Below are 17,990 nucleotides of genomic sequence, written 5' to 3'. Positions count from 1 at the left end.
GCGAAAGCTCATCATCCTCGCAAACGCACTACTCAGGGACAATCGGACCTGGACACCATCTCTCCCTTGACCAACACGGATACTCCAGAGCGGCAGAGCGGGGAGTTCCGAAAGCCCGGTTTTGCGCCGGATGCTCTAAGCGAATGTTAATCACCCTGGCCCAGCATGCCGACGAAGACTGTGTCGACCGGCACGGAGCGCTCGACTGGCAAGCGACCTATCCCTGACCACCAAGGAGCCGCGCAAAACGTGGAGCGCCGCCGCTCGCCTGTTTGCCTGGTTCTCTTCGCCGATGAAATTGGAACCGGAAGCTGTCCGCGCCCGGCTTCTCGACACCACCTTCGACCGCAAATTCGCGGTCCTGTTCGGCACCATCAGCGTTCTGTTGGTTGCGGTCAGCGCCGCTCTTGCCACCGGGGATTGGTGGCCCTGCGCCTGGATTGCCGCCGACCTGATGCTTTTCACCGTCCGCGTTCTGCTGATGCGGGAATGCGAGCAGGCCCGCAGGCGCGGCTCGAAAGGGCCGCTGGCGGGCCTGATGGCAGCCAGCGGCGTCTGGTCGGTCGTTTTCGGCCTCGGCTGCTATGGCTGTGTTGCCAGCGGGAATATGGCGCTTTCCGTACTTGCCGCCTTGAATGTCGCAGGCGTCGTCGGCGTGGTGTCGTCACGCAATGCGGCGACCCCGCGCTTCGCCATATTCGTCATGTTGGCCGTAAGCCTGCCTTACGTGGTCGGTGCATTGTTTTCTGCGGCGCCCGGAATGCCGATCGTCGGAATTCAAACGCCGTTCTATGTGGTCGGCGTCATCATCGTGCTGCTTCAGAACCACGCAATCAATGCCCGCATGATCCGCGCCGAACTGGACAATCGCGACCTGGCCATCAAGGACGCGCTGACCGGCCTGCCAAACCGCATCTTCCTGCAGGAGAAATTGCGCGACATGTGCCGCGACCTTGCGGCGCCGGCCGCCAATGGCGGCAAGCCGTTTGCAGTGCTCAGCATGGATCTCGACGGTTTCAAACAGGTCAACGACCGTTTTGGCCACGCCGTCGGCGACGTGCTGCTGCGCAAGGTGGCCGAACGATTGAAGCGCGGCTTCCGTCCGGAGGACGTGGTCTTCCGTATCGGCGGAGACGAATTCGTCATTCTTTTGCCCGCAACCTCGGAGCTCGAGGCCACCTACCTGGCAAAGCGGGCCATCGAAAAGGTCTCGGTGCCCTTCGACCTCGGGGTCGGCTCCGCCATCCATGTCGGCTTGAGCGTCGGCAGCGCATGCGCACCCGCCGACGGCGGCGATCCGGAAATCCTGCTCACCTGTTCCGACCATGCGCTCTACGAGGCCAAGCGCACCGGCAAGGGCCGTTACTGGGCGCCTGTGCGGGCTACGATCTGACGGTCGCAGCGACGGCTTCCGGCGACAGGCAGGGCGATCCGCGCCTCTTCTGCTCGGCCGCGCGCACCAGTGCCGTGACATGCTTCAGCAACGGCGCCGGCGTGCCGGCGTTTTCGGCCAAACGCAAGGCCGCGCCTTGCAGTTCGCCGATCTCCGTCGGCCGGCGGCGCTGAAGGTCATCCCACATCGACGAACGCGCGGCCGGATCGATGGCAAGTATCCGCCGCGCCAAGAACTTGAACAGCCAGTCGGGCAGGCGAAGCACTTTCGGCAGCAGCGCGGGACGCAGGCCGGCGATGCGAGCGGGTTCGATGCCTGTCGCCGTCATTGCCGCCAGTGCTTCGTCGATCTGGCCGGCCAGGATCAGCCGCCAGCGGCGATCGGCAAGCTCTGCCGCCAGCGGCAGGCCGGAAAGCGCCACCAGCGCGTTGTTGAGGTTGAGCAGCAGCTTGCCCCATAGCACCGCTTCGATGTCACCATGCGTGGCGACGGCAAAGCCCTCAACGTCAAGCAGTTCGTCAAGGCCTATCGGACCCTGTTCGATCATCACCTTGCCGCCGCTGGCGCGGTGCAGACGAAGCGGCAATTCGCCCTCCGCCGATTGGACCACGTTGATCGGCACCATGCCCGCGAGCACCCGCCGGGCGGCGAGATGGGCTCGCAACTTATCGGCATTGTCGACGCCGTTCTGCAGACTGAGTACCACCGCATCCGGTCGGGCATGGGCCGCAATAAGCCCGGCCATGTCCTGCGTCGCGCCGCTCTTGACCGTTAGCAGGATGACATCGGCACCGGGGAATGCCGCGGCCGGATCGGCGGTGACCGACAATGCCTCCGGCTTGACGGATCGGTCGCGGCCATCACGGTCGGTGATGCGCAATCCACCTTTTTGCAGCGCCTTCTCGATACGAGGCCGCGCCAGCAGATCCACCTTTCGCCCGGCAAGTATCAGGCAGCCGCCGGCGTAGCATCCGATACTGCCGGAACCGGCGATTACGATCGTCCTGCCATGCGTGATCATGCGATGGCCCTGTCCTGGTCGAGAGGCCTTGCCGCAACTATACGGCATGAAAACCATAATGTCGGCGGCATGGCTGGCCCTTATGTCTGGCCGTGACAGGCCTTGCGCTTTCGACTATCGCTTTTGCCCATGACGCTGCCTACCGATCCGACCAGAAATCTGGCTGCTCTCATCCGCTGCGCTTCCGTGACGCCCGCCGAAGGCGGTGCGCTGAGCGCGCTGGACGAAATGTTGAAGCCGCTCGGCTTTGCCGTCGAGCGCCCGGTGTTTTCCGAATCCGGCACACCTGACATAGAGAACCTTTACGCGCGGCGTTCCGGCAACGGCCCGCATCTGATGTTTGCCGGCCATACCGATGTGGTGCCGGTGGGCGATGAAACAGCCTGGACGCACCCACCCTTTGGCGCCGAGATCGCCAATGGCGAGATGTTCGGCCGCGGCGCCGTTGACATGAAGGGCGGCATTGCTTGTTTCGTCGCGGCGGTAGCGCGACATATCGCGCAGAAGGGCGGCCCGAAGGGGTCGGTCTCGCTGCTGATAACCGGCGACGAGGAAGGGCCGGCGATCAACGGCACGACGAAACTGCTCGAATGGGCGGCTGCCAAGGGTGAGAAATGGCATGCTGCGATCGTCGGCGAGCCGACCAATCCCGACGCGCTCGGCGATATGATCAAGATCGGCCGGCGCGGCTCGCTCTCCGGCACGGTCGTCGTCAACGGCCGGCAGGGACACGCCGCCTATCCGCAGCTAGCCGACAATCCCGTGCGCGGCCTGGTGACGCTGGTCGACGCCTTGCTTGACCCCGTCTTCGACAACGGAACAACGGATTTCCAGCCGACCAATCTTGAGGTCACCTCCATCGATGTTGGCAACCCTGCCACCAACGTCATCCCAGCGAAGGCGGCGGCTACCTTCAATATTCGCTTCAACGACACATGGACCGCCGAGACGATCCAGGCCGAGATCCACAACCGCCTCGACCGGGCGGCGAAACGCAAGAAATACCGCGCCGGCAAGAAGACGCCGGTCGACTACGAGATCGTCTGGCGCGACGGGCCGAGCCATGTTTTCCTGACACGCGACGACAGGTTGATCGAGACGCTTGGCGGCTCGATCAAGGCGGTGACCGGCAGGAAGCCGGCGCTCTCCACCTCCGGCGGCACCTCCGATGCCCGCTTCATCAAGGATTATTGTCCGGTGGTCGAATTCGGACTGGTCGGCAAGACCATGCACATGGTCGACGAACGCGTGGCGATTGCCGACCTCGAGACGCTGACGCAGATTTATCTGCGCTTCGTTGAAGACTGGTTTGCGCAGGACATATCCTAGTGATGCTTTCAGCGGATGAAACCTACGCTTCGCTTGCCGGTGCCTGGCGGCTGATGCTCGGCAAGGCCGACGGATTTCGCCTGCTCGACCTTTCGGCGGACGGTTTCTGGAACTCCTTTTTTGCCATCGTTGTCGCGGCGCCGGCACTGATCGTCGGCTGGGTCGGTATTGCCAACGAGATCGGCGATCCCAACGCATTCGTCGGCCGTTTCAGCATGTTGATCCGCCTGGCCACCGTCGATATCGGCGCCTGGGTGCTGCCGCTCATAGGCCTCGCCCTGGTGGCGCCGCGGGTCGGCGTCGGCGGCCGTTTCGTCCATTATGTCGTGGCCAGCAATTGGGCCTCGGCGATCATCGCCTGGATGATGCTGCCATCGGCGTTGATCCGGCTTTTCCTGACGTCGGCCAACGAAGTCTCCGGACTCGTGTCGCTGCTGTTGTTCGCGCTGTCGATGGTATTGACCTGGCGGATGACCAACGTTGCGATCGGCAGGGGTGCGGCTACCGGCAGCGCCGTTTTTGCCGGCATGTTCGTGGCGTCGCTGATCGTCCTGTTCGGCCTGCAGGCGCTGCTCGGGATCAGCGTTCCGGATCAGCCAGGCGTCGGATAATCGACGCCGACGAGAAACAGCCCGTCGGGCGGCGCCACCTGACCGCAGGCCGCACGGTCGCGCGCCTCAAGCGCCGCCTTGAGGTCGGCAACAGTCCAGCCGCCTTCGCCGACACGTTTGAGCGAGCCGACCATCGAGCGCACCTGGTTGTGCAGGAATGACCGCGCCAAAGCGCGGACCTCAATGAAATCGCCCGCCCGGCTGACATCCAGCCGGTCGAGCGTGCGGACGGGGCTGGTGGCTTGGCAGTGGGTCGAGCGGAAGGTGGTGAAATCATGCCGGCCAAGCAGCACCTTTGCCGCCTCGTGCATGGCACCGGCATCGAGCTGCTTCGGTACCCACCAGATCTTGCCCTTGTCGAGCACCGCCGGCGCGCGGCGATTGACGATGCGGTAGAGGTAATGGCGGCCGATCGCCGAGAAACGCGCATCGAAGCCATCCGGCACGACGGCGGCCTTCAGGATGGCGATGCGCACCTTGGCCGCTTGCAGATGCGCGTTGACTGCGTCGCGCACCTTGTCGCCGGGCCATGCCTTGATCAGATCGACATGCGCCACCTGAGCGGTCGCATGGACGCCAGCATCGGTGCGGCCGGCGGCGCGCAGCGAAACCTGCTCACCACAGAATTTCTCGATCGCCTGCTCGATCGCCTGCTGCACCGATGGCTGGTTGGCCTGGCGCTGCCAGCCGGCGAAGAGACTGCCGTCATATTCGATGTCGAGGCGAAAACGCGGCATTCCCGGATCGAGGCGAAATCAAGCGGCGAGGGCTGAGCCGAAGGCCGAGGCGTAGACCAGCCTGCCGGTCTCCGGCGCCTCGCCCCAGGCAAGCGCCTGCAGGGCTTCGCTTTGGTAGTCGCTCTCGAATTTTGCTGCACGGGCGCGGCTGTAGCCGAAACGGCCATAGTAAGCCGGATCGCCGAGCACCACGGCGAGCGTCTCGCCAGCAGCCTTCAGGCGGATATGCGCCTCGCGGACCAGCGCACCTCCGATGCCGGTGCCGTGGAACGACGGCTCGACCGCCAAAGGAGCCAAAGCCACCGCCGGGAAGCTCTTGCCGCCATTCTGCACGAAAAGCCGTGAAAACAGGATATGGCCGACCACTTGCCCGTCTTCGTCCGCCACCAGTTCGACGACGGCATCACCGCCGGTGACCAGCGCGTCGACCAGTCCGGCCTCCGTCTGCTGGCCGAATGCGTGTTCTTCGACAAGGCGGATCGCCTCGCGGTCCCGCGGCGTCGCCGCGCGTATGGACATCATGCTCATGACAATTTCATTCCTTTTTCGAGCTTGGCCCCGCGCAGAAACTCCTGCGCGGCAATGGGCCTTCCGCCCGCACGTTGAACTTCGACCAGCCTGATCGTGCCTGACCCGCAGGCGACCGTCAGCCGGTCATCGAGAATTCCTCCCGGTTCGCCGGCGCCTTGCGAGAGCGTCGAGCGAAGCAGTTTCAGCCGTTCCACGCGGCCGCCGATTTCGGCCTCGCACCATGCACCGGGAAAGGGCGACAGGCCGCGAATCTGGTTGTGCACGTCGCCGGCAGGTCGCAGCCAGTCTATGCGAGTCTCCGATTTATCGATTTTCTTGGCGTAGGTCACCCCCACCTCCGCCTGTGTGGTAAATGTCAGCGTATTCCGCTCCAGCCGTTCGAGCGCTTGCACTATCAGCGAAGCACCCAAGACCATCAGCCGGTCGTGCAGATCGCCGGCCGTCATGTCGGGTCCAATGGGACATTTTTCAACCATTGCCACAGGGCCGGTGTCGAGGCCTTCCTCCATCCGCATCACCATCATGCCCGTTTCGGTATCGCCGGCCATGATGGCGCGCTGGATAGGGGCAGCGCCGCGCCAGCGCGGCAGCAGCGATGCATGGCCGTTGAGGCAACCGAGCCGCGGCGCCTCGAGAATGGGTTTGGGCAGAAGCAGCCCGTAGGCGACCACCACGGCGACGTCGGCACGCAACGCGCGGAACGCCTCCTGCTCCGCCTCGCTCTTCAGCGACACCGGCGACCGCACCTCGATGCCAAGCCGCTCCGCCTCCCGCTGCACCGGCGACGGCGTCAGTTCGAGCCCGCGCCGGCCGCCGGCGCGCGGCGGCTGCGTGTAGACGGCTGCCAACTCGTGCCCGGCCCCGGCAATCGCCCGCAGCGTCGGCACGGAGAATTCGGGCGTACCCATGAAGATGACACGCAGGGGCATTCGTCGACGCCTACCCCACCATCTTGCCCGGCGCCTTGTCCCTGGCGAGCTTCTTGAATTTCTTGACCACCATGTCGCGCTTCAGCTTGGAGATGTAATCGATGAACAGCACGCCGTTGAGGTGGTCGATTTCATGCTGCAGGCAGGTCGCCATCAGCCCCTCGGCCTCGATCTCCTGCAGCTTGCCGTCGCGATCGAGATATTTCACCCGCACCGCGGCGGGGCGCTCGACTTCGGCATAGTAATCGGGGATCGACAGGCAGCCTTCCTCATAGACCGAACGCTGGTCGGAGCTTTCAAGGATTTCGGGATTGATGAAGACGTGCGGCGCCGGCGTCTCGTCCTCCTTGGCGAGGTCGATCACCAGCATGCGCAAGGGTTCGCCAACCTGGATCGCCGCGAGGCCGATGCCGGGCGCGTCATACATGGTGTCCAGCATGTCGCCGGCCAGTTTGCGCAAATCCCCGTCGACACGCTCGACCGGTTTTGAAACCTGACGCAGGACGGGATCGGGAAGGATGATAAGCGGCTTGATCGACATGGCGTCTCACCTAAGACCTCGCAGGAAAAGCGTCAACCGGGGCGCCTCCGGGCCGTTCACGTTTTGATCTGTGCCGGCAGACCGAATCATCTATGCTGCCGACATGAACGAACTGGCCACCATCCTGTCCGAACCTGTCGCCCGCCTCGGCGCCACCACGCTCACCCTCGGCCATGTCCTGGGTTTCGGTGCAATGCTGTTCCTCGGTCTGTTCGTGGCGTTGGTCATTGCGCTGTGGCGATCGGCCAAGGCGCGTGCGGTAGCGGCCGCGGAAGCCGCCGACCATGCCCGCGACGCCGAGGCGCGGATGGCCGGCATTCTGCAATCCCAAGCGGAAATGCAGGGCCGCATGGGCGCCATCGCCGAAGTGTTCGGGGCGCGCCAGGCCGAACTCACCCAGTCGATCGGCCAGCGCCTCGATGCCATGACCGGCCGCCTGGGCCAGACCATGACCGAGCAGACGAGATCGACACATGAGAGCCTCGCCAAGCTGCAGGAACGGCTGGCGATTATCGATATCGCGCAAGGCAACATCCAGTCGCTGGCCGGCCAGGTCGTGCAATTGCAGGCGATCCTTTCCAACAAGCAGACGCGCGGCGCCTTCGGCCAGTCGCGTATGGAAGCCATCGTCGCCGACGGATTGCCGCACGGCGCCTATGAATTCCAGGCGACCTTGTCGAATGGCAGCCGGCCCGACTGCCTGGTGAAGATGCCGAACGGCGCACCGTCGCTTGCCGTCGATGCAAAGTTTCCGCTCGAGGCCTGGAATGCCATCCGGGCCGCCGAAGGCGCCGAACTGCAGAAGTCCGCCGCACAGGCTTTCCGCCGCGACATCGAGGTGCATGTCCGCGATATTTCCGAAAAATACCTGATCCAGGGCGAGACGCAGGACACCGCCTTCATGTTCGTGCCTTCGGAATCGGTGTTCGCCGAAATCCACGAGAATTTCGAGGCCGTTGTCCAGAAGGCGCATCGCTCGCGGATCGTCATCGTCTCGCCATCGCTTTTGATGTTGTCGATCCAGGTCATCCAGGCGATCCTCAAGGATGCCCGCATGCGCGAGCAGGCACACCTGATTCAGGGCGAGGTTATCCGGCTGATGGAAGACGTCTCCCGGCTAGACGAGCGGGTGCGCAAATTGCAGACGCATTTTGGCCAATCGGCCAAGGATATCGACGACATTCTGGTCTCGACATCGAAGGTGACCAGGCGCGGACAAAAGATCGAGGCGCTGGAGTTTGGCGTGCAGCCGGCGGAGGACACCGCTGGTTCGAATGGCAGCGGAGCAAAAGCGGAAAGCAGCCCGCGCGTCGCCGATTCGAAAACCGGGCAGTTGAGGCTAAGGGTCGTCGAAGGCGACGATTGAGAGCTGCGCCGGAACCGGAGGCTTCGTCCGGGTCTGGCGCTACTGCTCCTCGATGATGGTTGTGCCTTCGAATTCCGGCAGCCAATGCAGCGCCGAGCGGTGCCAGATCTGCTTTCTCGGCACCAGTTGCTCGCGCTGCCGTGCCGTGCCGACCCTGATACCGTAAACCTTCGGTCCCTCGCCCGCCGACGTGGCGTAGAGATGCGAGCCGCACTCACCGCAAAATGCCTGGGCGCGCTTGGCGCCGCTCGAACCGGTCTTGATATAGATCTTCGGCGTGCCCTTGGTGATCCTGTAATTGTCCTCGGACGCCGGCACGGTGACGCGAAAGGCCGTTCCGGTTAGCTTCTGACAATCGATGCAGTGACAAATGGTGGTCTTTTCCGGATCGACTTCGGCCTCGTAAGTGATAGCGCCACAATGACACGCGCCGTCGATTTTCATCTTCGTTCCTCCTGGAGCTTTTGCCTGCGATCATAGCCGGGACTGCCCGATGGCGCATCGATTTCCTCAAGCCATTTTCCTTAGGCCGGTTCCCCTCCGGACGCCGCCAAGGCCTTGCTCCGGCGTTCCCAGGTACCGGTGGTCTGAGGCTTGACGAACAGCCGCGTCACCTCCGGCATCTCCGCTTTCAGCCGCGTCTCGAGGCGTTCGACGCAGGTCTCTATCTCGGGCGCCGACAAGTGGTCCTCGAACTCGATGCTCAGAGCGGCGACGATCTCCTGCGGACCCATATGCAGCGTCAGCGCGCCATTCGCCCGCTGCACCGCCGGGTCCTGCTGGACGATGTCCAATACTTTCATTTGCACCTCGGGCGAAGCCGGCTCGCCGAGCAGCAGGCTTTTGCTTTCGCGCGCCAGGAAGATCGCGGTCCCGCCCAGGATCAGCGCGATGCCAATCGACGCGGCGCCGTCGAGCTTCGGCATGTCCAGCAGTTCCGCCGCCGATATCCCGGCGAAGGCGACAACGAGGCCGAGAAGTGCCGCGCTGTCCTCGAAGAGTACGGTGTAGACACTCGGATCCTTGCTGAGCTGCACCGCCTCAAGCCAGCCGTGGCTGCCTTTTTGGTGGCGGAATTCCTTCAGCGCCACCAGCCAAGAGGTGCCTTCGAAGAGGAAGGAAAGGCCAAGGACAGCGTAGTTCACCTTGGCGTTGGCGATCGGCTCCGGCGCCATGATGTGCGTCACGCCTTCGTAGAACGATATGCCGGCGCCCAGTGCAAAGACGAGGAGCGCAACGATGAAGCTCCAGAAGTACAGCTCGCGGCCATGGCCGAGCGGATGCGTGCGGTCGGCCGGCCGGGCGGCACGGTGCATGCCGTAAAGCAGCAGGCTGCCATTGCCGGTATCGACGAGCGAGTGGACGCCTTCCGAGAGCATTGCCGAGCTGCCCGTGAACAAGGCAGCGGCAAATTTGGTCAGTGCGATCGCAAGATTTCCGGCGAGCGCCGCATAGATCACTTTTTTCGACCCGCCATGCGCCGCCATGGTGTGCTGCCTTGGTTGATGCACCGAGATTGGCGGAGCGCCCGCCCACGCTCCACAGCTCTCACAACGCCCGAAGTGCCCAGTTGTTCACAAGGTCAGTTGTTCAAAAGGGCGGCGCGGGGCTATTCGACGACCTCGTCCGTCCAGACCTTGAAGCCAGCCAGCGCGCCCGGCCCAAAAATGTGGGTCAGCGGCACATCGGCGGCATCGCGTCCGGAGGCAATCAGGATGCGGCCGATGCGCGGCGCGTTGTTGCGCGGGTCGAACGCGTGCCAGCGGCCGCCGAGATAGACCTCCATCCAAGCGGCGAAATCCATGTCCGACCACGGCTTTGGCAGGCCGATATCACTGATATAGCCGGTGCAGTAGCGGGTTGGAATGTTCAGGGCGCGGCAGAAGGCAACAGCGAGGTGAGCAAAGTCGCGGCATACACCACTCTGCTCGCGATAGGCCTCGGCGGCGGTGCGCGTCGGCCGTGCATTGAAATAGTTGAAGACGATGTGGTTATGGACGAAGTCGCAGACCGCCTGGACGCGCGGAATGCCGAGCGGGGTGCTGCCGAACAGCCGCCACGCTTCGTTCGACAGCACGTCGCTCTCGCAATAACGGCTGGGCAGCAGGAACAGCAGCGTCTCCGACGGCAGATCGCGCACCTCGTGCTGCCACGCCGTCAGCTCGCGCGTCTCGAAGGAGCCGGGGTCGCGGATCACCGCGTCCGTGCCGAACGCAAAGCGCCCGGCCGGCGCAACGAAACGGCTGCACCAATTGCCGAAACTGTCGCGGTAGCTTTCGATCGGCACCGGCGGGTTCGACGTCAGGAAGTCCGGCCGCTCAAGATCGGATGCGCGCGAATAATGGACGTTTAGCATCGCGATCAGCGGTGTTTCCTGCGGGAAGTCGAAGCTCATCTGGCAACCGATGTGGATCCGCATTGTCGTCCTGACCGGCCTGCCCGATCATCAGCTGGCGAAACGCAAGGGCTGATGCTGCAGTGCGAAGAAGACCATGGCACGGACCGCTGCGGTTTACGAGGGAATTAGAAACCGGTTGACAGCCATCGGCCAGGGCGACTGCACGGCAGCGGCCTCTTGCAGTCGAGCGTTTTCTCTTGTTTCACTTCGCCAGACATCAACTGGAGGAACGAATCATGGCTAAGGGTGCGATGAAGGCAGGCAAGGAAGCCCGCAAGCCGAAGAAGGACGCGAAGAAACCCGCTCCGGCGCCGGCCCTGAAGGCACCGCCGGTGAAGGCGATGAAGCTGAAGGACAAGTAGGGCCGCAGCTACCGTTTCGGCTTATTTCGACCGGCCGCAAACGCGGCCGGTATGATTGTTCATTAAGCTCACGCGCATCCCCTGTGGATGCGGCGAAGACAGTTTTTGCGCGTTCAAGCAATCGGCCGGAAGCCATCGAAACGGAGCGTTCCGATGTCGTGGATTTTCCTGTTCCTCGCCGGCCTGTTCGAGATCGGCTGGGCGATCGGCCTCAAATACACCGACGGATTCTCGAAGCCGCTGCCGACCGTCCTGACGGTAGCCTCGATGATGGTCAGCCTGATCTTGCTCGGCCTGGCGCTGAAGGCACTGCCGGTCGGCACCGCATATGCGGTGTGGACCGGCATCGGCACCGTCGGCACGGCGCTGCTCGGGATATGGCTGCTCGGCGAGCCGGCGACCGCGATCAGACTGGCCCGCATCGCGCTAATCGTCTGCGGCATCATGGGACTGAAGCTCGCTGCTTAGTCGATTCTGACAGACGAACGCGTTCGGGGCCGCTGCAAGGCGGCCCTGATTCTTGAATTCGGCTGATCGGCGCCGGAAAGCGCTATCGCGCGGAGAAGCCGGGCGGCGTCCTGCCGGTGCGCTGCTTGCGCGCCGCATAGCGCGCATCACGCTTGGCCTTGCGTTCGGCCTCGTCGGCAAGAAAACGGGCGATGCGCTCGTTCTCTTCAGCTTCCCGGATCTTCGCTTCGGCCTGTGCGGCTTCTTCCGCGGCAATGCGTGCCGCTTCGGCAGCTGCCTCGCGCTCGGCCTTTTCGGCCGCTTCGCGCGCCAGCTTTTCCTGCTTCAGCCTGGCCTTTTCGGCCTCGCGTATCGCGCGGGCCTCGAGGATCGCCTTGCGCTCGGCCTGTCGTGCCAGCACCGCTGGATCATCTGCCGCCGGCTTTGCCTTGAAGCGCTCCAGAAGCGCCTTCTTTGCCTCGTTTGCGGCATTGCGCCGCTCGAAAACGTCTTTTTCCCTATAGATAGCCAAGTCCACTTCCCTGAAGTCAATTTGCGAGGCTTACATACGCGCGAAAACCGAGAGTTCAAGCGCCAAAACGGTATGCCAGCCATGAAATTCTGATCTGTTGCAGCCGGGAGACGCCATTTCGATTGAATTCGGCTGAAAGGCACCCGCACTGTTCACCATCCAGGCATCTGGCGGGGCGGCGGACTGATCGCTACGTGTAGCGCCAAGACAAAACGCTGAGATGACACACTATGGAACTCGGTCTCTACACCTTCGCCGACGTCAGCCCGGAACCAGGTCCCGGTGCGATCGGTGCGCATGAGCGGTTGCGCAACCTGATCGAGGAGATCGAGCTCGCCGACCAGGTCGGGCTGGACGTCTTTGGTCTCGGCGAGCACCACCGTCCCGACTATGCTGCCTCGGCTCCGGTGGTGGCGCTAGCGGCGGCGGCCGAACGGACCAAGCGCATAAGGCTGACCAGCGCTGTCACCGTGCTGTCCTCCGACGATCCGGTGCGCGTCTTCCAGCAGTTTGCCACCCTCGATCTTCTGTCCGGCGGCCGTGCCGAGATCATGGCCGGGCGCGGCTCGTTCATCGAGTCCTTTCCGCTGTTCGGCTACAATCTCGAAGATTATGACGAGCTCTTCGCCGAGAAGCTCGACCTGCTGCTCGCCATCCGCGATCATGTCAAGGTGACCTGGTCGGGCAGTCTGCGCGCGCCGATCCACAACCGCGGCGTCTATCCGCGGCCCTTGCAGGACAAATTGCCGATCTGGATCGCCGTCGGTGGAACACCGCAATCCGTCGCCCGCGCGGGTGTGCTCGGGTTGCCGCTGGCACTGGCGATCATCGGTGGCGAGCCGGCGCGGTTCGCACCGCTGTTCGACATCTACAGGGATGCAGCCAGGCGCGCCGGCAACGATCCGGCAAGCCTTGCCACCAGTCTCAACGTGCACGGCTTCATTGCCGACACCACGGACCAGGCAGCCGACGATTTTTACGGGCCGCAGGCCGAGGTGATGAACCGCATCGGCCGCGAGCGCGGCTGGGGGCCGACATCGCGGGCGCATTTCGACCAATCGCGCGGCCCAAACGGCGCGCTGTTCGTCGGCAATCCAGAACAGGTGGCCGAGAAGATCATTGCCCAGCACAGGATATTCGGCAACGACCGCTTCCTGCTGCAAATGGCGATCGGCACCATGCCGCACGCCAAGGTGATGAAGGCCATCGAACTCTACGGCACTAAAGTGGCGCCGATCGTGCGCCGGGAAACTGCGAAGGCCGTTCCCGCCGTGGCGGCGCCGGTTGCCTGATTCCCAGTCACCTGATTCATTGCCAAGGCCGCGAGGCGGCCTTGCCGGTGACGCCGGCTAACGGAACCTTGAAGCGACAGAGGCGTTTTCGCCAACGGTCTGCACCAATCGCGGTGTGCCGCCGAGGGTCAGAATGAAAGCCGAACCCGACGCTTCGGGCGCAAGCGCTGCCGAAAGCCCGGATCCGCGCGTCGAGGCGCGGGCGGATGCGCATCTGATGCGTTCGCTGCTCGTCGGCATCTTCATCCTCATGGCGATCTACGCGCTTTACTTCGCCCGCGCCTTCTTCATGCCGGTCATTCTGGCTTTCCTGCTGGCGCTGACGCTGACGCCGATCGTTCGCTTCCTGCGCAAGCATGGCATGCCCGATGTCATTTCAGCGACACTGTTGGTGCTGCTTTCGTTCTGCCTCGTCGCCGTCGCGGGATATCTGCTCAGCGGCCCGGTCATCGACCTCATCAACAACACCTCGACGATCGGCCAGCAGCTTACCGAACGTCTGGCACAACTGCGCCGTCCGTTCGAACGGATCGTGGAGATTTCGCGCCAGATCGAGGGCCTGACACAGACATCCCAGGAGCCGGGCGTTCAGAGGGTGGCGACGGCGCCATCCGGTATTCTCTCGCAGGCCGCCGGCAATGTGCTGTCGGCCGGCGCCAGCGTTACCATCGTCTTCGTCCTGTCGCTGTTCCTGCTCGCCTCGGGCACGATGTTCTATGAAAAGATCGTCCAGTCCTTCCCCAGTCTCAGCGAAAAGAAGCGGGCGCTGCGCGTCGTCTACGACGTAGAACGTGAAATCTCGCATTATCTGCTTACTGTCACGGTCATCAATACATGTCTCGGCGTGGTCATCGGGCTCGGCCTGTGGGCGCTCGGCGTGCCCAACGCGCAGGTCTGGGGCGCGGCAGCGGCTCTGCTCAATTTCCTGCCCTATATCGGGGCGCTGACCACCATCACGCTGGTTACGATCATCGCGCTGATAAGCTTCGACACGATGTCCTATGCGCTGCTGGCGCCGGCCTTCGTCCTTATGTGCGATGTCGTCGAAGGCCAGTTCGTGACGCCGACGGTGGTCGGCCGCCGTCTCGAAATCAACGCAGTGGCGATCCTCATCGCCATCGCCTTCTGGTCGTGGCTGTGGGGTTTTGTCGGCGCGCTGCTGGCGGTGCCGCTGCTGGTCGTCATCAAGGTGTTCTGCGATCATTTCGACGGTCTCAGCCATGTCGGCAATTTCCTGGCGGCGCAACACACGGCAGCGATCGAGGACGAAGAGATTCCCGAGGTGAAAAAGTAGCGGCTTAAAGGGTCAAAAGCGTCCCCCCGATGGGGCAGATCACGACCTTGCATCGGTCGCACGTCCGCCCTCAGCGCTCCATCAACATTTTGAATTTGCCGCCTCGGCAACGGCTTCCTACATCCCTTCGGCCCACAGGAAACCCGCGCCGATGACCGTTCTTTCCGTTCTCGACCTGTCGCCGATCGTCGAAGGCAGCAACGCTTCACAGTCACTCGCCAATTCGCTCGATCTCGCCCGTCATGCCGAGCGGCTGGGTTACCGGCGCTATTGGCTGGCAGAGCACCACAATATGCCGGGCATCGCCAGCGCCGCCACCTCGGTGGTCATTGCCCATGTGGCCGGCGGCACCAATACGATACGCGTCGGCGCCGGCGGCATCATGCTGCCCAATCATTCGCCGCTGGTCATCGCCGAGCAGTTCGGTACGCTTAACGCTCTGCATCCTGGCCGCATCGATCTCGGCCTCGGCCGGGCGCCCGGCACCGACATGGCCACGGCACGGGCGCTGCGCCGTAACCTCGACGCTGGCGCCGACAATTTCCCGCAGGACGTCGTCGAGCTGATGGGTTACTTGCAGCCGGCCGAAGACGGCCAACGCATCCGCGCGGTGCCCGGCGAAGGCGAAAAGGTGCCGGTCTGGATTCTCGGTTCCAGCCTCTACGGCGCGCAGCTTGCCGCCATGCTCGGCCTGCCCTACGCCTTCGCTTCGCATTTTGCGCCGGCCGAGCTCGACCATGCTCTGGAGATCTACCGCTCGCGTTTCCAGCCTTCGGAGCAGCTCGACAAGCCTTATGTGATGCTCGGCCTCAACGTCTTCGCCGCTCCTTCCGATGCCGAGGCGCGGCTGTTGTTCACCTCGCTGCAGCAGGCCTTCGTCAATCTGCGCACCGGCCGGCCCGGCCGATTGCCGCCGCCGGTCGAAGGACACGAGCGCGACCTCGATCCAATAGCCAAGACCATGCTCGGCCAAGCGCTTTCCTGCGCCGTCGTCGGCTCCCCGGAAACGGTCAGGCAAGGCATCGAGGCGTTTGTGCGCCGCACGGGGGCCGACGAGCTGATGGTCACAGCGCAGATTTTCAACCATGCGGCGCGGGTGCGCTCGTTCGAGATCCTGGCCGACGCTCACAAATCGCTGTCTGAAGCTGCCTGAGAGTTGGTTCGCCACTTGCCACTGTTGCGGGCAAGGCCCGCCTTAGGCAGGGAACATTGCGAACAGGTGTGCGAAGACATAGCGAACATTTCGCGCGTTTTACGCGGAGGTTTTCGATCCGTCATGCTCGTCCGTTAGCGGGAAACGCGGCGTCCACTAAATGACGATCACCTTGGTGCCGATTGTGGCGCGGTCATAGAGATCGATGATGTCCTGGTTCATGAGGCGAATGCAGCCCGCCGACACAGCTTTGCCGATGGACCACCATTCAGGGCTACCGTGCAGGCGATATCCAGTGTCACCTTCCTCGTTAAAGAGATAGAGCGCCCGCGCCCCGAGCGGGTTCATGAGTCCGCCCTCCATATGGGCCGGTATGATGCGGCCTCGCTTCTGCTCGCGCACGATCATCGCAGACGGCGCGCTCCAATCCGGCCATTCGCGCTTCCTCGCAACGTGAGCAGTGCCATGCCACTCGAAGCCCGCCTTGCCGACGCCGATTCCGTAGCGCAGCGCCTGACCGTCTCCCAACACGTAGTAGAGGAACTTCGCTCCTGTATCGACAATGATGGTGCCCGGCGCCTCTTCAGTCGCATAAGGCACTGTCTGCCGATGGAACTTTTGGTCGACCTTGTAGATCGGAACCGGCGGAACGCGGAAACCGGCGTCGGTGAGGCCGCCATAGGCCGAGGGGAAAGTCTTTAATGCGCCGCCGGTGGTGCAGCCGGAGAATGCGACCATCCCAGCAAGTCCCAGCCCGATTAGGATCGATTTCACGCGCATGACTCAAGCCGGCGCCCGTGTGGGCGATCAGCCGCATCTCGTCATATTCCTAAACCGACATGCTTCGATTGCCAAGATTTTCCTGACTGTCGGCTGGCTGATTGTTGGCCACTTGGCTCGATCGGCGCCGCGTCCTTCAATTGCTCGGTTTTCGAAAGACGAACGCCCGTAGTGGCTGCGAAGGCCCGGGGTCGGCAGGACAGAGGGAGCGCTGTCCGTCCGGCATTGCAAAGTTTCTGAACAGAGCCCAAGCGCTACGCGCTGACACTCTGCGCAGTCGCACCTAGCGGACGGCATGAATTGCGGATCATCAAGCGTCCCTTGAGCGTCAGCTTGCGCGGCGGCGCATCCCTGTTTCCGGCGAGCCGGTCGAGCAGCAGATTGGCCGCCTGTTCGCCAATCGCCTGCACCGGCTGTGCGACCGTGGTCAATTGCGGCCGGAACACATCCGACCACGGAAAGTCGTCGAAGCAGGCGACCGAAATATCCTCCGGACATGACAGGCCGATATCGCGAATGGCCTTCATGGTGCCGATCACCATCGGGTTGTTGGCCGAAAAGATGGCGCTCGGCCGGTCGTGCAGCGAAAGCAGCTGCATGGTGGCGTTGTAGCCGTCTACTTCATGGAAGTTGCCGAAGCGGACGAGTTCGGCCTCGGCCGGCAGGCCGGCGGCCTGGAGGGCCTCGCGGTATCCCGCCATGCGGTCATGCATCGGCGAGATATCGAACGAGCCGGAGATGTAGCCGATGCGCCGATGGCCGAGATCGATCAGGTAAGTGATGGCGTCGAACACCGCGCGCTGATTGTCGAGAACGACGGCATCGGTGTCGACACCCTGGCAAACACGGTCGAGCAGCACGACGGGCACATTGGCGTCGTCGACAATCCGTTTGAGGATCGCGCCGTCACCGACACGCGCGACGATCAGTCCGTCGACCATGCGGTCGAGCAGCAGCCTGATCTGGTCGTCCTGCGTGTTCAGGTGCTCGTCGGTGCAGCACAGCATGACGGCGTAGCCGGCCCTGTCGAAAGCCTGCTGGATGACCGAAACCACGTCGGTAAAGAACGGATTGGTGATATGGGGGACGGTAAGACCGATGGTGCGTGTGGTGCCCATCTTCAGGCTGCGGGCAATGGCGTTGCGCTTGTAGCCGATGTCGCGGATCGCCTGTTCGATGCGCTGGCTGAGCTCGGGGCTGACGGTCGCGGTGCCGTTGATCAGCGCCGATACGGTGGCCACGGAAACACGCGCCGCCTCGGCCACATGAAGCAT

The 17,990-nt window shown here is 63.4% G+C and carries 20 protein-coding genes; 9 read left to right on the top strand and 11 right to left on the bottom strand.

Features of this window, described 5'->3' with window-relative positions; all coding sequences use genetic code 11:
• Positions 1–292: 292 nt before the first annotated feature.
• Complete coding sequence (locus NKI24_RS29280; protein WP_352750092.1) at positions 293–1,393, top strand: GGDEF domain-containing protein; 1,101 nt, start codon at positions 293–295, stop codon at positions 1,391–1,393.
• Here NKI24_RS29280 and NKI24_RS29275 read toward each other — a convergent pair.
• Positions 1,383–2,414, bottom strand: coding sequence for a 2-dehydropantoate 2-reductase (locus NKI24_RS29275; protein ID WP_352750091.1), 1,032 nt, complete (start codon positions 2,412–2,414; stop codon positions 1,383–1,385). The two genes, NKI24_RS29280 and NKI24_RS29275, sit on opposite strands and share 11 nt — an antisense overlap.
• Before the next feature lie 129 nt (positions 2,415–2,543).
• Here NKI24_RS29275 and dapE point away from each other — a divergent pair, with 129 nt between their 5' ends.
• Both dapE and NKI24_RS29265 read left to right on the top strand, forming a co-directional pair.
• Positions 2,544–3,743, top strand: coding sequence for a succinyl-diaminopimelate desuccinylase (gene dapE / locus NKI24_RS29270; protein ID WP_352750090.1), 1,200 nt, complete (start codon positions 2,544–2,546; stop codon positions 3,741–3,743).
• Positions 3,744–3,745: 2 nt separating this feature from the next.
• The gene (locus NKI24_RS29265) at positions 3,746–4,354 is read left to right on the top strand and encodes a transporter (protein ID WP_352455970.1); all 609 of its coding nucleotides are present in this window, start codon (positions 3,746–3,748) and stop codon (positions 4,352–4,354) included.
• On the opposite strand, the gene truA is transcribed toward NKI24_RS29265, so the two are convergent.
• The 4 genes from truA to def are packed head-to-tail and all read right to left on the bottom strand — an operon-like array spanning position 4,336 to position 7,092.
• Entirely contained in the window at positions 4,336–5,091 is a 756-nt protein-coding gene (gene truA / locus NKI24_RS29260; RefSeq protein WP_352750089.1) for a tRNA pseudouridine(38-40) synthase TruA, read from the bottom strand. The two genes, NKI24_RS29265 and truA, sit on opposite strands and share 19 nt — an antisense overlap.
• A gap of 18 nt (positions 5,092–5,109) precedes the next feature.
• Positions 5,110–5,619: a GNAT family N-acetyltransferase gene (locus NKI24_RS29255; protein ID WP_352455966.1), complete on the bottom strand. Its 510-nt coding sequence runs from the start codon at positions 5,617–5,619 to the stop codon at positions 5,110–5,112.
• On the bottom strand, positions 5,616–6,545 hold the full coding sequence (fmt, locus tag NKI24_RS29250) for a methionyl-tRNA formyltransferase (RefSeq protein ID WP_352750095.1): 930 nt from the start codon (positions 6,543–6,545) through the stop codon (positions 5,616–5,618). Before fmt ends, NKI24_RS29255 begins: the two co-directional genes overlap by 4 nt.
• 16 nt (positions 6,546–6,561) lie before the next feature.
• Entirely contained in the window at positions 6,562–7,092 is a 531-nt protein-coding gene (def, locus tag NKI24_RS29245) for a peptide deformylase (protein WP_352455964.1), read from the bottom strand.
• Positions 7,093–7,195: 103 nt separating this feature from the next.
• Here def and NKI24_RS29240 point away from each other — a divergent pair, with 103 nt between their 5' ends.
• Positions 7,196–8,458 carry a DNA recombination protein RmuC gene (locus tag NKI24_RS29240; RefSeq protein WP_352750088.1) on the top strand — a complete coding sequence of 421 codons (1,263 nt, stop codon included), beginning with the start codon at positions 7,196–7,198 and terminating at the stop codon, positions 8,456–8,458.
• 39 nt (positions 8,459–8,497) lie between these two features.
• On the opposite strand, the gene NKI24_RS29235 is transcribed toward NKI24_RS29240, so the two are convergent.
• From NKI24_RS29235 to NKI24_RS29225, 3 genes are all read right to left on the bottom strand, one after another.
• The gene (locus tag NKI24_RS29235) at positions 8,498–8,902 is read right to left on the bottom strand and encodes a GFA family protein (protein WP_023676952.1); all 405 of its coding nucleotides are present in this window, start codon (positions 8,900–8,902) and stop codon (positions 8,498–8,500) included.
• Between the two features lie 80 nt (positions 8,903–8,982).
• Positions 8,983–9,945, bottom strand: coding sequence for a cation diffusion facilitator family transporter (locus tag NKI24_RS29230; protein WP_352449447.1), 963 nt, complete (start codon positions 9,943–9,945; stop codon positions 8,983–8,985).
• A 122-nt stretch (positions 9,946–10,067) separates the two neighbouring features.
• Entirely contained in the window at positions 10,068–10,877 is an 810-nt protein-coding gene (locus NKI24_RS29225; protein ID WP_352449448.1) for a transglutaminase-like domain-containing protein, read from the bottom strand.
• Between the two features lie 215 nt (positions 10,878–11,092).
• On the opposite strand from NKI24_RS29225, the gene NKI24_RS29220 reads away from it, so the two are divergent.
• Both NKI24_RS29220 and sugE read left to right on the top strand, forming a co-directional pair.
• On the top strand, positions 11,093–11,218 hold the full coding sequence (locus tag NKI24_RS29220; RefSeq protein WP_013528464.1) for a hypothetical protein: 126 nt from the start codon (positions 11,093–11,095) through the stop codon (positions 11,216–11,218).
• 153 nt (positions 11,219–11,371) lie between these two features.
• Entirely contained in the window at positions 11,372–11,686 is a 315-nt protein-coding gene (gene sugE, locus NKI24_RS29215) for a quaternary ammonium compound efflux SMR transporter SugE (RefSeq protein ID WP_352750087.1), read from the top strand.
• Positions 11,687–11,768: 82 nt separating this feature from the next.
• On the opposite strand, the gene NKI24_RS29210 is transcribed toward sugE, so the two are convergent.
• Positions 11,769–12,197, bottom strand: coding sequence for a DUF6481 family protein (locus tag NKI24_RS29210; protein ID WP_023718183.1), 429 nt, complete (start codon positions 12,195–12,197; stop codon positions 11,769–11,771).
• A 230-nt stretch (positions 12,198–12,427) separates the two neighbouring features.
• Here NKI24_RS29210 and NKI24_RS29205 point away from each other — a divergent pair, with 230 nt between their 5' ends.
• The 3 genes from NKI24_RS29205 to NKI24_RS29195 all read left to right on the top strand — a co-directional run bounded on the left by NKI24_RS29205 (position 12,428) and on the right by NKI24_RS29195 (position 15,936).
• On the top strand, positions 12,428–13,489 hold the full coding sequence (locus tag NKI24_RS29205) for an LLM class flavin-dependent oxidoreductase (RefSeq protein ID WP_352750086.1): 1,062 nt from the start codon (positions 12,428–12,430) through the stop codon (positions 13,487–13,489).
• Between the two features lie 133 nt (positions 13,490–13,622).
• On the top strand, positions 13,623–14,783 hold the full coding sequence (locus NKI24_RS29200; protein WP_352750085.1) for an AI-2E family transporter: 1,161 nt from the start codon (positions 13,623–13,625) through the stop codon (positions 14,781–14,783).
• Between the two features lie 151 nt (positions 14,784–14,934).
• Positions 14,935–15,936, top strand: coding sequence for an LLM class flavin-dependent oxidoreductase (locus NKI24_RS29195; RefSeq protein ID WP_352750084.1), 1,002 nt, complete (start codon positions 14,935–14,937; stop codon positions 15,934–15,936).
• A 156-nt stretch (positions 15,937–16,092) separates the two neighbouring features.
• Here NKI24_RS29195 and NKI24_RS29190 read toward each other — a convergent pair whose 3' ends face one another.
• Positions 16,093–16,716, bottom strand: coding sequence for a L,D-transpeptidase (locus NKI24_RS29190; protein ID WP_352750083.1), 624 nt, complete (start codon positions 16,714–16,716; stop codon positions 16,093–16,095).
• Between the two features lie 254 nt (positions 16,717–16,970).
• Positions 16,971–17,990, bottom strand: a complete 1,020-nt coding sequence (locus NKI24_RS29185) for a LacI family DNA-binding transcriptional regulator (RefSeq protein ID WP_352449454.1) — start codon at positions 17,988–17,990, stop codon at positions 16,971–16,973.

This window comes from Mesorhizobium sp. M0701 (assembly GCF_040320365.1).
In the GTDB taxonomy this organism is placed as follows: domain Bacteria; phylum Pseudomonadota; class Alphaproteobacteria; order Rhizobiales; family Rhizobiaceae; genus Mesorhizobium.
This window is presented reverse-complemented; position numbering and strand designations above follow the sequence as displayed.

Excerpts from the sequence above, each read along its gene's own strand:
- NKI24_RS29185 (WP_352449454.1), bottom strand. The coding sequence starts at position 17,990 with ATGCTTCATGTGGCCGAGGCGGCGCGTGTTTCCGTGGCCACCGTATCG.
- NKI24_RS29195 (WP_352750084.1), top strand. The coding sequence starts at position 14,935 with ATGACCGTTCTTTCCGTTCTCGACCTGTCGCCGATCGTCGAAGGCAGC.
- sugE (WP_352750087.1), top strand. The coding sequence starts at position 11,372 with ATGTCGTGGATTTTCCTGTTCCTCGCCGGCCTGTTCGAGATCGGCTGG.
- NKI24_RS29230 (WP_352449447.1), bottom strand. The coding sequence starts at position 9,945 with ATGGCGGCGCATGGCGGGTCGAAAAAAGTGATCTATGCGGCGCTCGCC.
- truA (WP_352750089.1), bottom strand. The coding sequence starts at position 5,091 with ATGCCGCGTTTTCGCCTCGACATCGAATATGACGGCAGTCTCTTCGCC.
- NKI24_RS29240 (WP_352750088.1), top strand. The coding sequence starts at position 7,196 with ATGAACGAACTGGCCACCATCCTGTCCGAACCTGTCGCCCGCCTCGGC.
- NKI24_RS29280 (WP_352750092.1), top strand. The coding sequence starts at position 293 with ATGAAATTGGAACCGGAAGCTGTCCGCGCCCGGCTTCTCGACACCACC.
- def (WP_352455964.1), bottom strand. The coding sequence starts at position 7,092 with ATGTCGATCAAGCCGCTTATCATCCTTCCCGATCCCGTCCTGCGTCAG.
- NKI24_RS29235 (WP_023676952.1), bottom strand. The coding sequence starts at position 8,902 with ATGAAAATCGACGGCGCGTGTCATTGTGGCGCTATCACTTACGAGGCC.
- NKI24_RS29220 (WP_013528464.1), top strand. The coding sequence starts at position 11,093 with ATGGCTAAGGGTGCGATGAAGGCAGGCAAGGAAGCCCGCAAGCCGAAG.
- dapE (WP_352750090.1), top strand. The coding sequence starts at position 2,544 with ATGACGCTGCCTACCGATCCGACCAGAAATCTGGCTGCTCTCATCCGC.
- NKI24_RS29255 (WP_352455966.1), bottom strand. The coding sequence starts at position 5,619 with ATGAGCATGATGTCCATACGCGCGGCGACGCCGCGGGACCGCGAGGCG.
- NKI24_RS29205 (WP_352750086.1), top strand. The coding sequence starts at position 12,428 with ATGGAACTCGGTCTCTACACCTTCGCCGACGTCAGCCCGGAACCAGGT.
- NKI24_RS29225 (WP_352449448.1), bottom strand. The coding sequence starts at position 10,877 with ATGCGGATCCACATCGGTTGCCAGATGAGCTTCGACTTCCCGCAGGAA.
- NKI24_RS29265 (WP_352455970.1), top strand. The coding sequence starts at position 3,746 with ATGCTTTCAGCGGATGAAACCTACGCTTCGCTTGCCGGTGCCTGGCGG.
- NKI24_RS29190 (WP_352750083.1), bottom strand. The coding sequence starts at position 16,716 with ATGCGCGTGAAATCGATCCTAATCGGGCTGGGACTTGCTGGGATGGTC.
- NKI24_RS29200 (WP_352750085.1), top strand. The coding sequence starts at position 13,623 with ATGAAAGCCGAACCCGACGCTTCGGGCGCAAGCGCTGCCGAAAGCCCG.
- NKI24_RS29275 (WP_352750091.1), bottom strand. The coding sequence starts at position 2,414 with ATGATCACGCATGGCAGGACGATCGTAATCGCCGGTTCCGGCAGTATC.